At 35.1% G+C, this 7,628-nt stretch carries 11 protein-coding genes; 4 read left to right on the top strand and 7 right to left on the bottom strand.

Annotated elements, in window-relative coordinates:
• Positions 1-86 precede the first annotated feature (86 nt).
• From ACIR131C_RS22670 to ACIR131C_RS0112725, 6 genes are all read right to left on the bottom strand, one after another.
• Positions 87-221: a type II toxin-antitoxin system RelE family toxin gene (locus ACIR131C_RS22670; RefSeq protein ID WP_231395457.1), complete on the bottom strand. Its 135-nt coding sequence runs from the start codon at positions 219-221 to the stop codon at positions 87-89.
• A 44-nt stretch (positions 222-265) separates the two neighbouring features.
• Positions 266-478, bottom strand: coding sequence for a hypothetical protein (locus tag ACIR131C_RS0112745; RefSeq protein WP_028082810.1), 213 nt, complete (start codon positions 476-478; stop codon positions 266-268).
• A 132-nt stretch (positions 479-610) separates the two neighbouring features.
• Positions 611-781 (bottom strand): hypothetical protein, encoded by a 171-nt coding sequence (locus ACIR131C_RS25575; protein ID WP_155963104.1) that lies wholly within the window; start codon positions 779-781, stop codon positions 611-613.
• Between the two features lie 137 nt (positions 782-918).
• Positions 919-1,269 carry a type II toxin-antitoxin system PemK/MazF family toxin gene (locus ACIR131C_RS0112735; RefSeq protein WP_196803160.1) on the bottom strand — a complete coding sequence of 117 codons (351 nt, stop codon included), beginning with the start codon at positions 1,267-1,269 and terminating at the stop codon, positions 919-921.
• A complete protein-coding gene (locus tag ACIR131C_RS0112730) occupies positions 1,247-1,435 on the bottom strand; it encodes a hypothetical protein (protein ID WP_028082812.1) in 189 nt (62 codons plus the stop codon). The genes ACIR131C_RS0112735 and ACIR131C_RS0112730 overlap by 23 nt, the downstream gene beginning before the upstream one ends.
• Before the next feature lie 54 nt (positions 1,436-1,489).
• On the bottom strand, positions 1,490-1,705 hold the full coding sequence (locus ACIR131C_RS0112725) for a hypothetical protein (protein WP_028082813.1): 216 nt from the start codon (positions 1,703-1,705) through the stop codon (positions 1,490-1,492).
• 145 nt (positions 1,706-1,850) lie between these two features.
• Here ACIR131C_RS0112725 and acnB point away from each other — a divergent pair, with 145 nt between their 5' ends.
• The 3 genes from acnB to ACIR131C_RS0112710 all read left to right on the top strand — a co-directional run bounded on the left by acnB (position 1,851) and on the right by ACIR131C_RS0112710 (position 5,230).
• A complete protein-coding gene (gene acnB / locus ACIR131C_RS0112720) occupies positions 1,851-4,418 on the top strand; it encodes a bifunctional aconitate hydratase 2/2-methylisocitrate dehydratase (RefSeq protein WP_028090504.1) in 2,568 nt (855 codons plus the stop codon).
• 66 nt (positions 4,419-4,484) lie between these two features.
• Positions 4,485-4,901 (top strand): XisH family protein, encoded by a 417-nt coding sequence (locus tag ACIR131C_RS0112715; protein ID WP_028082815.1) that lies wholly within the window; start codon positions 4,485-4,487, stop codon positions 4,899-4,901.
• Complete coding sequence (locus tag ACIR131C_RS0112710; RefSeq protein ID WP_028090503.1) at positions 4,889-5,230, top strand: XisI protein; 342 nt, start codon at positions 4,889-4,891, stop codon at positions 5,228-5,230. Before ACIR131C_RS0112715 ends, ACIR131C_RS0112710 begins: the two co-directional genes overlap by 13 nt.
• A 7-nt stretch (positions 5,231-5,237) precedes the next feature.
• On the opposite strand, the gene ACIR131C_RS0112705 is transcribed toward ACIR131C_RS0112710, so the two are convergent.
• On the bottom strand, positions 5,238-6,608 hold the full coding sequence (locus ACIR131C_RS0112705) for a helix-turn-helix domain-containing protein (RefSeq protein WP_028090502.1): 1,371 nt from the start codon (positions 6,606-6,608) through the stop codon (positions 5,238-5,240).
• Between the two features lie 198 nt (positions 6,609-6,806).
• Between ACIR131C_RS0112705 and ACIR131C_RS0112700 the strand changes: the two genes are divergently transcribed.
• Positions 6,807-7,628, top strand: an 822-nt coding sequence (locus ACIR131C_RS0112700; RefSeq protein WP_155963108.1) for a C39 family peptidase, incomplete at its 3' end; no start/stop codon positions are given.

Raw genomic sequence — 7,628 nt, 5'->3', positions numbered from 1 at the left:
CCCCCTCCCCGCAAGCGAGGAGGGGGCTTAAGATGTACCTCATAAGAGCGGAAACCCCTGTAAAATAGCAATTGTACTATTGTAAATCAAGGAAAAATTTTATAGATTTCGCTACGATGTGCAACTCTTTGACATAAAATAGTTTGATTTTCTTGATCAAGAGTTAAACCTATTCTATAATCTCCTACTCTGATTTTGTATTTATCTTTGTAACCTTTCATCTTTGGGTAAAGATGCTAATTCTTTTAAAAATTTCTTTGTATATTCAACTTTCCACATTGTTATTTTTCAGGATTTGTAAATATTTGATAGCTTCATTTTTAGAGAGAACTTCATCCGTTTCTACTTCTTCCATCAGTTTTGCTAATCCATAGTTTTCTAAGATTTCTTCGATTTGTTCAAATTCGGTAATAGGAATTTGTACCGCTATTGGTTTTTGATTTTGGTCTAATACGTAGTTTTTGTTGATTTGTAGCATTGATTTTACTCCTAAATCATTAGGTAGATTATAGCATATTGTCAAAATCAGGATTTAGAGGATTTGAGGATTTACAGGATGGGGTTATTTTAAATCATCTAATCCCGGTTTACCTACATTCAAACCAGACTTTTAACGCTTACCTTGTAATTTCCTCATTTCTTTCTGTACACTAACTCCTATTTGCACAGCATCATCAAGTAATTGAGCATATTCAATTGCTTTTACTGTGGTTTTTTCAGCTTCTAATGTGGATAAGTCTATGTTAAAATATTCTGGTTTAAATTTCGGGTTTTCTCTCAATTTTCATTGGAAACATAGACTAAGCACCTCAATTAAAAGTATTAAATTTATTTTCTTTGTAACTATAATAACATCACTTTTCAATTTAGGCTACAGCAAAATCTGTAAACTTCCGAGTTTCAGAATCATGTTTAACTTTAATCACCTAAATTAAGAGAGATTTTCAAAGTTAAATTTACTTTTTCTATGAACATTGGTGATAAGATACCTAATCTTTTCTGAAAAACAGACTGATTCACAGTTGCTATTTTATCACTCCTAATTATTGAGCTTTTTTTCAGTCCAGTTTCCTGAAATTCATCGTCTTTATCAGAGATTAAAACCCAAGTATCTCGTAAATCACCATCAGGTATTTTTGAGAAAATTCCCAAAATAATTACTTCTTCTCTGTGAATAGCAACAACTAAAGCAGGTCTAAGTTTATTACTGCTTAAATCGCTAAAAGGAAAGGAAACTAACCAAATTTCATGAATCTTCGGTTTCATCATTATAAATATGCTCTTCTGGATCATTCCACTCCGTAAATCCTGTTTCTGCTAATTTCATAAATTCTCTTATTTCCAATACTTTTCTAATTTCTGCAATTAATTCATTAATTTCTTCTACAGGAAATTGGAGAATCATGGCTTTAATTTCTTCTTTTTTCACCTTCATTATTCACAACTCCTTTTGATTAAAGCAACAAAAAACCAAGTATCAGCAAAAATTTTACTCCTCACTTACATCTCTCCCAAAGCTAATCGCAAGTTTAACAGAAAAATCTTCAGGAGCATCAATATAAATCTTTCTTAATTTAGACATTATACTGGGCTTTTTAACTGGCTTTTCTGCACTACTTAGTTGTTCAATTAATCCATAAACTTGATTAAGTTCTTCTTGAGTTAAACCTTCTAATTTCTCTTGAATTATTTGTTTTGTCACCATAGTAACCTACCTAATGTAAACTTTACTGTTCAGATTATAACTATAAACTGTCTATTTCTGACAAATTCGTTTACCAGTAACTCCTGTAACAATTCCCTTACAATAAAATAAAGAAAACAAGACATAGCAGGAGAAAGGCTAAATCATGTTAGCAGAATACCAACAACACACCCAAGAACGCGCCCAACTCAGTATTCCCCCTTTACCATTAGACGCATTACAAACTTCAGAATTATGTGAATTACTGAAAAATCCTGCCCCAGGTACGGAAGAGTTATTATTACATTTATTACGCGATCGCATTCCCCCCGGAGTAGATCAAGCAGCTTACGTTAAAGCCGGATTTCTTACTGCTATTGCTAAAGGAGAAATTACCAGTCCTTTAGTCTCTGCTATCGAAGCAGTAGAATTACTGGGAACAATGGTAGGCGGTTATAACGTTCAATCCTTAATTGATTTACTCTCTTCCCCGGTAGCAGAAACCGCAGCAATAGCATTGAGCAAAATACTGTTAGTTTATGATGCGTTTCATGATGTATTAGAACTATCAAAAACCAACAAGTACGCTAAAAAAGTCGTAGACTCCTGGTCCGCAGCGGAATGGTTTACCACTCGTCCCACATTACCAGCATCTATCACCGTCACGGTTTTCAAAGTTCCCGGAGAAACTAACACTGACGACTTATCACCAGCAACCCACGCTACAACTCGTCCAGATATTCCTTTACACGCCTTAGCAATGTTAGAAACCCGACAACCGGGAAGTTTAGAAACCATTGCAGACTTAAAGAAAAAAGGACATCCTGTGGCCTATGTCGGTGATGTGGTGGGTACAGGTTCATCTCGTAAATCTGCGATCAATTCTGTATTATGGCATTTAGGTAATGATATCCCCTTTGTACCAAATAAACGGGCTGGAGGCTATATTTTGGGTAGTGCGATCGCACCTATCTTTTTTAACACCGCCGAAGATGCGGGAGCTTTACTTATACAATGCGATGTCACAAAAATGGCAACTGGTGACGTAATTACCATCTACCCCTACAAAGGTGAAGTTACCAATGCCGCAGGAGAAGTAATTTCCACCTTCAGCCTCAAACCTGACACCATTTTAGACGAAGTTCGCGCAGGTGGCCGCATTCCCCTATTAATTGGCCGTACCCTCACCGACAAAACCCGTCAAGCCTTGGGTTTAGCACCCAGCGATTTATTTATCCGTCCTCAAGCACCAACCGACACCGGAAAAGGCTACACATTGGCGCAGAAAATGGTCGGTAAAGCCTCTGGTTTACCAGGAGTACGTCCGGGGACATCATGCGAACCAATCATGACCACAGTGGGTTCTCAAGACACCACAGGACCAATGACTAGAGACGAGTTAAAAGAACTCGCTTGTTTAGGTTTCAGTGCAGACTTAGTAATGCAAAGTTTCTGTCACACAGCCGCTTATCCCAAACCGGTAGATATCAAAACCCATCAAGAACTACCAGACTTCATTTCTTCTCGTGGTGGCGTGGCTTTGCGTCCTGGTGATGGTATCATTCACTCCTGGTTAAACCGGATGTTATTACCCGACACAGTGGGAACAGGAGGAGACTCCCATACCCGCTTTCCGTTGGGTATATCCTTTCCTGCGGGTTCTGGTTTAGTGGCCTTTGCTGGTGCATTGGGTGTAATGCCCTTAGATATGCCAGAATCAGTATTAGTCCGTTTTAAAGGAGAATTGCAACCAGGAATTACCTTGAGAGATATTGTGAATGCAATTCCTTATGTAGCTATGCAAAAAGGATTATTAACCGTGGAAAAACAGAACAAGAAAAATGTTTTTTCCGGGCGTATTTTGGAAATTGAAGGATTACCAAATTTGAAAGTAGAACAAGCATTTGAATTAACAGATGCTTCCGCCGAACGTTCTTGTGCAGGTTGTACAATTAAGTTAAGTGAAGAGACAATAGCAGAATATTTGCGTTCCAATATTGCTCTGTTAAAAAACATGGTAGCACGGGGTTATAGTGATGCCAGAACCATCCTGCGGCGCGTGGCAAAAATGGAGGAATGGTTAGCCAATCCTGTATTATTATCAGCAGATGCAGATGCCGAATATGCAGAAGTAATTGAGATTGATTTAAACGAAATCAAAGAACCAATTGTAGCTGCACCGAATGACCCTGATAATGTTAAGTTATTATCAGAAGTTGCGAATGATCCAGTACAGGAAGTTTTTGTTGGTTCTTGTATGACCAATATCGGACATTATCGAGCAACAGCTAAGGTTTTAGAAGGTGCAGGTGCGGTAAAAGCGCGGTTATGGATTGCACCTCCCACAAGAATGGATGAACATCAATTAAAAGTAGAAAAAGTGTATGATGTTTTTGTAGGTGCGAATGCGAGAACTGAGATTCCTGGATGCAGTTTATGTATGGGAAACCAAGCGCGAGTGGAAGATAATACAACAGTGTTTTCTACCTCAACTCGTAATTTTAATAATCGCATGGGAAAAGGCGCTCAAGTGTATTTAGGTTCGGCGGAATTGGCGGCGGTTTGTGCGTTGTTGGGACGTATTCCTACAGTTAAGGAATATATGGAGATTGTAGGGGAGAAAATTAATCCTTTTGCTGATAATTTGTATCGGTATTTGAATTTTGATCAAATTGTTGGTTTTGAGGATGAAGGTAGGGTGATTAGTAAGGAGGATCAGGCTGCTTTGGTATAATGTAATTGGGGTGAGTTCTTTGTGGACTCACCTGAATGTTATAATAGTTTTTTATCGGGGTAAACAATGCCAGCAAAGGATACTTGCCATGAAGCGGTGAAAAATGCTTTAATTAAAGATGGTTGGATAATTACTTTTGATCCATATCCAATTAAATATGAAGAAGTTAAATTACTTGCTGATTTAGCTGGTGAAAAAACAATTTCCGCAACCAGAGAAGGAGAAAAAATAGTTATTGAAATTAAAAGTTTTCTGAGTCGTTCTCCCATGCGAGAATTTGAAACAGCGTTAGGACAATATCTCATTTATCAAACCTTTCTTTCTCTGACTCATCCTGAGTATAAAGTTTATTTAGCAATTGGTGAAAAGATTTATGAGAAGTTTTTTGAACAAGTTGCGATTGAATTAATTTTACAAAAATATCAAGTTTCACTGTTGGTTGTTGATATTAATAAAGAGGAGATTATCAAATGGACAAGGTAAATAATTATCAAAATATAATCAAACAAATCCTCACTGAATATGAAAGAATTTCAGCACAAGTACCTGATCCTGATATAGATGAGGTATTAATGTTTGATGATCAAAGAAGTCAATATCTTTGGTTTAATATCGGGTGGAAAAATCATAAAAGAGTGAAAGCAATTTCGGTTTATGTGAGAATTAAAAATGAGAAGATTTACATTGAGGAAGATTGGACTGAGGAGGGAATTGCAACTGAGTTATTAAGGGAAGGTGTACCAAAAGAGGATATTGTGTTAGCTTTTCATGATCCAGAAACTCGTAAATTGACAGAATTTGCTGTGTCTTAAATTATCATCAATCTTTACAACAATTTCTTGCATATTCCTGAAAAACTGGAGACAATTTAAACAGAATTTTCTCTTCTTTGATTTTTGTGACTAAATACCGTTGTTGTAAAGATTGTAAAACATTATTAAAATCAACTGACGATAAGTTTAAGTTTTCTATTAAAATTTGTCTTAACTCTTCCCTGGAAATAGGTTTTTTAAATTTACTCAGTTGTAATACTATTTCTTGTTCTTGTGGTGATAAATGGTTAAATATCTCTGAGAAATGAGACTGCATTTGATTGGTAATATGTAAAGTATTCTCAGCTAAAAAATCAGCTACCTTACCATCATAGTTTTTGTTAATTAACATGGTAATATTTTTTAAATACATCAAATTACCTTCATATAATTTAATTAAATTTAACCAGCTTTCCTCATCTTGTAATCCTGTATTTTTCAAAATATCTGTATTGTTTAATCCTGACAATTCTAAACATCTAATAGGATATAATTCCTCGTCTAAACATTCCATTTCTGGGCACTGTTCTTGACTAATTAAGATGATATGACTTTGATGTTCAACTTCTGTAATCATTGTAAAAAATTTTTGATAATCTTTGTATTCAGTTTGATATTGTCCTGCAAATTGACCATTAATAAAGATATTCTGCACATCATCAAGGATCATTAAACATTTTCTATCAGTGAGAATATCAAATAATTGTTTCAATTTATCGTCTATAGTTTCTTTAGGTTCTTGTTCACAAGTATTTAATAAGTCGTTAATTAGTAGATTTAAGGGTTTAGGATATTTTAGAGGTTTCCAAATAATTACTTCAAATTGATCTAGGTTTAAATCTATGAATCTTCTTACTAAGTAACTTTTACCAATTCCTGATAATCCTAAGATTGAGATTAAAGGGGTATTTTGATTAAATATCCAGTTAGAAAGAGTTTGTAACTCAGATTCTCTGTTACGAAAGTTGATTATTTTAGGAGCGAGGGTTAAATCGTGATCGCATTTATTATTAATACTTTGTTCTGTATTTTTAAAAGATTCTTGATCTTGATTATTGTTATAGCAGTAGTTAATATTCTTATTTCCTAAGTGGTTGGACAATATATTGTTATTGTGACTATTTGCTATTCTTTCTATAGTCCAGCAAAAATTATGCTTATTAACATCTTCTCCTAAAGATTCCGATAAAATTTGCCATAGTTTACGTCCAACACTTCTAACCCGACTTTCGCTACGATTACACTCGTTGGCAATTGTTTGATAAGCTTTTCCATTATAAACTCCTGTAATTACGGTTTTTTGCAGATCATCTAAACGTTTACCTGTCTTATTTAAGATCAATTGATCTGCAAATTGTAAAATTTCTGCAACATCCATAAAATTTAAGGATCGTAAGGGCTTGAGTAATTATAGCATATTTTTACGTATCATTTTAAGCTATTTTAATACATTTGCTTAATATTTTGTAGCAAAAGACAGTATAAAATAGAATATTGCGAGAGCGCAATATCTAAATGTTATAAGCTAGGATTTCAGTGATTAACATTTATTTAATTACATCACTACCAATTTTGCATGATGAAATCATCTAAGTTTTTGACCACCTTGAGTTTAACAATAGTATTAACAGTATCAGGTGTAAATATTATTCCTTTTACATCTGCATCATTTAATGATTCCAAAGCTGAAGCCGCAATTACTATCAGAAATGATTATGTTTGGATGGATATGCCACAAACTGGTAATCAAAATGATAATTGGAGTTGTGGTCCAACTTCTGCTGCAAGAGTTATGAATTTTTATGGGCATAATGTGAATCGTGGTACTTTAGTAGGTGCTGTTAATAAGGATTTTGTTATCCCCCCTTCATTTACAGTTCGCGCACCAACATTAGGAGATCCCTTTAGAAAGAGAAGAGTGGATATTCGTACAGGAACAACTCCCCATGCACTTAGAGATGTGATGAAAAGATGGGAAGGCGATAATGTTAAGTTAGAAAGAAAAGCTGATTTTAATAAACTTCTTGGTTTGTTGCGCCAGGGTAAACCTGTTATTGTTCTTCTTCGTGTTGGTTCTGATAAGCATTTTGGAACAACTTGGCCTATAATGCACTGGGTTGTTGTCAATGGTTTTTCTGCATCAGAACAGAAGATTTATTTTACAGAAACTGAGGATGGAAAAACCTACGAATATTCTTATGGTGAATTTCAATCAAATTGGGATTGGCGAGTAGGTAAAGGATTGGCTAGTGAAGCACTTCATAAAAATGGTGTTCAACCTAAAACGATGATTTGGGTAGATCGTGTTCCTCCTGTTGTAGCTCAATCTCAAGGTACTCCTTCTCAACCTGTTGCATATAAGAAAGTATTCATCAAGTCTGCTCATGGTAATTACTTC

The organism is Dolichospermum circinale AWQC131C (assembly GCF_000426905.1).
GTDB lineage: Bacteria > Cyanobacteriota > Cyanobacteriia > Cyanobacteriales > Nostocaceae > Dolichospermum > Dolichospermum circinale.
This window is presented reverse-complemented; position numbering and strand designations above follow the sequence as displayed.

Excerpts from the sequence above, each read along its gene's own strand:
- acnB (WP_028090504.1), top strand. The coding sequence starts at position 1,851 with ATGTTAGCAGAATACCAACAACACACCCAAGAACGCGCCCAACTCAGT.
- ACIR131C_RS0112730 (WP_028082812.1), bottom strand. The coding sequence starts at position 1,435 with ATGAAGGTGAAAAAAGAAGAAATTAAAGCCATGATTCTCCAATTTCCT.
- ACIR131C_RS22670 (WP_231395457.1), bottom strand. The coding sequence starts at position 221 with ATGAAAGGTTACAAAGATAAATACAAAATCAGAGTAGGAGATTATAGA.
- ACIR131C_RS0112710 (WP_028090503.1), top strand. The coding sequence starts at position 4,889 with ATGGACAAGGTAAATAATTATCAAAATATAATCAAACAAATCCTCACT.
- ACIR131C_RS0112745 (WP_028082810.1), bottom strand. The coding sequence starts at position 478 with ATGCTACAAATCAACAAAAACTACGTATTAGACCAAAATCAAAAACCA.
- ACIR131C_RS0112725 (WP_028082813.1), bottom strand. The coding sequence starts at position 1,705 with ATGGTGACAAAACAAATAATTCAAGAGAAATTAGAAGGTTTAACTCAA.
- ACIR131C_RS0112705 (WP_028090502.1), bottom strand. The coding sequence starts at position 6,608 with ATGGATGTTGCAGAAATTTTACAATTTGCAGATCAATTGATCTTAAAT.
- ACIR131C_RS0112735 (WP_196803160.1), bottom strand. The coding sequence starts at position 1,269 with ATGATGAAACCGAAGATTCATGAAATTTGGTTAGTTTCCTTTCCTTTT.
- ACIR131C_RS0112715 (WP_028082815.1), top strand. The coding sequence starts at position 4,485 with ATGCCAGCAAAGGATACTTGCCATGAAGCGGTGAAAAATGCTTTAATT.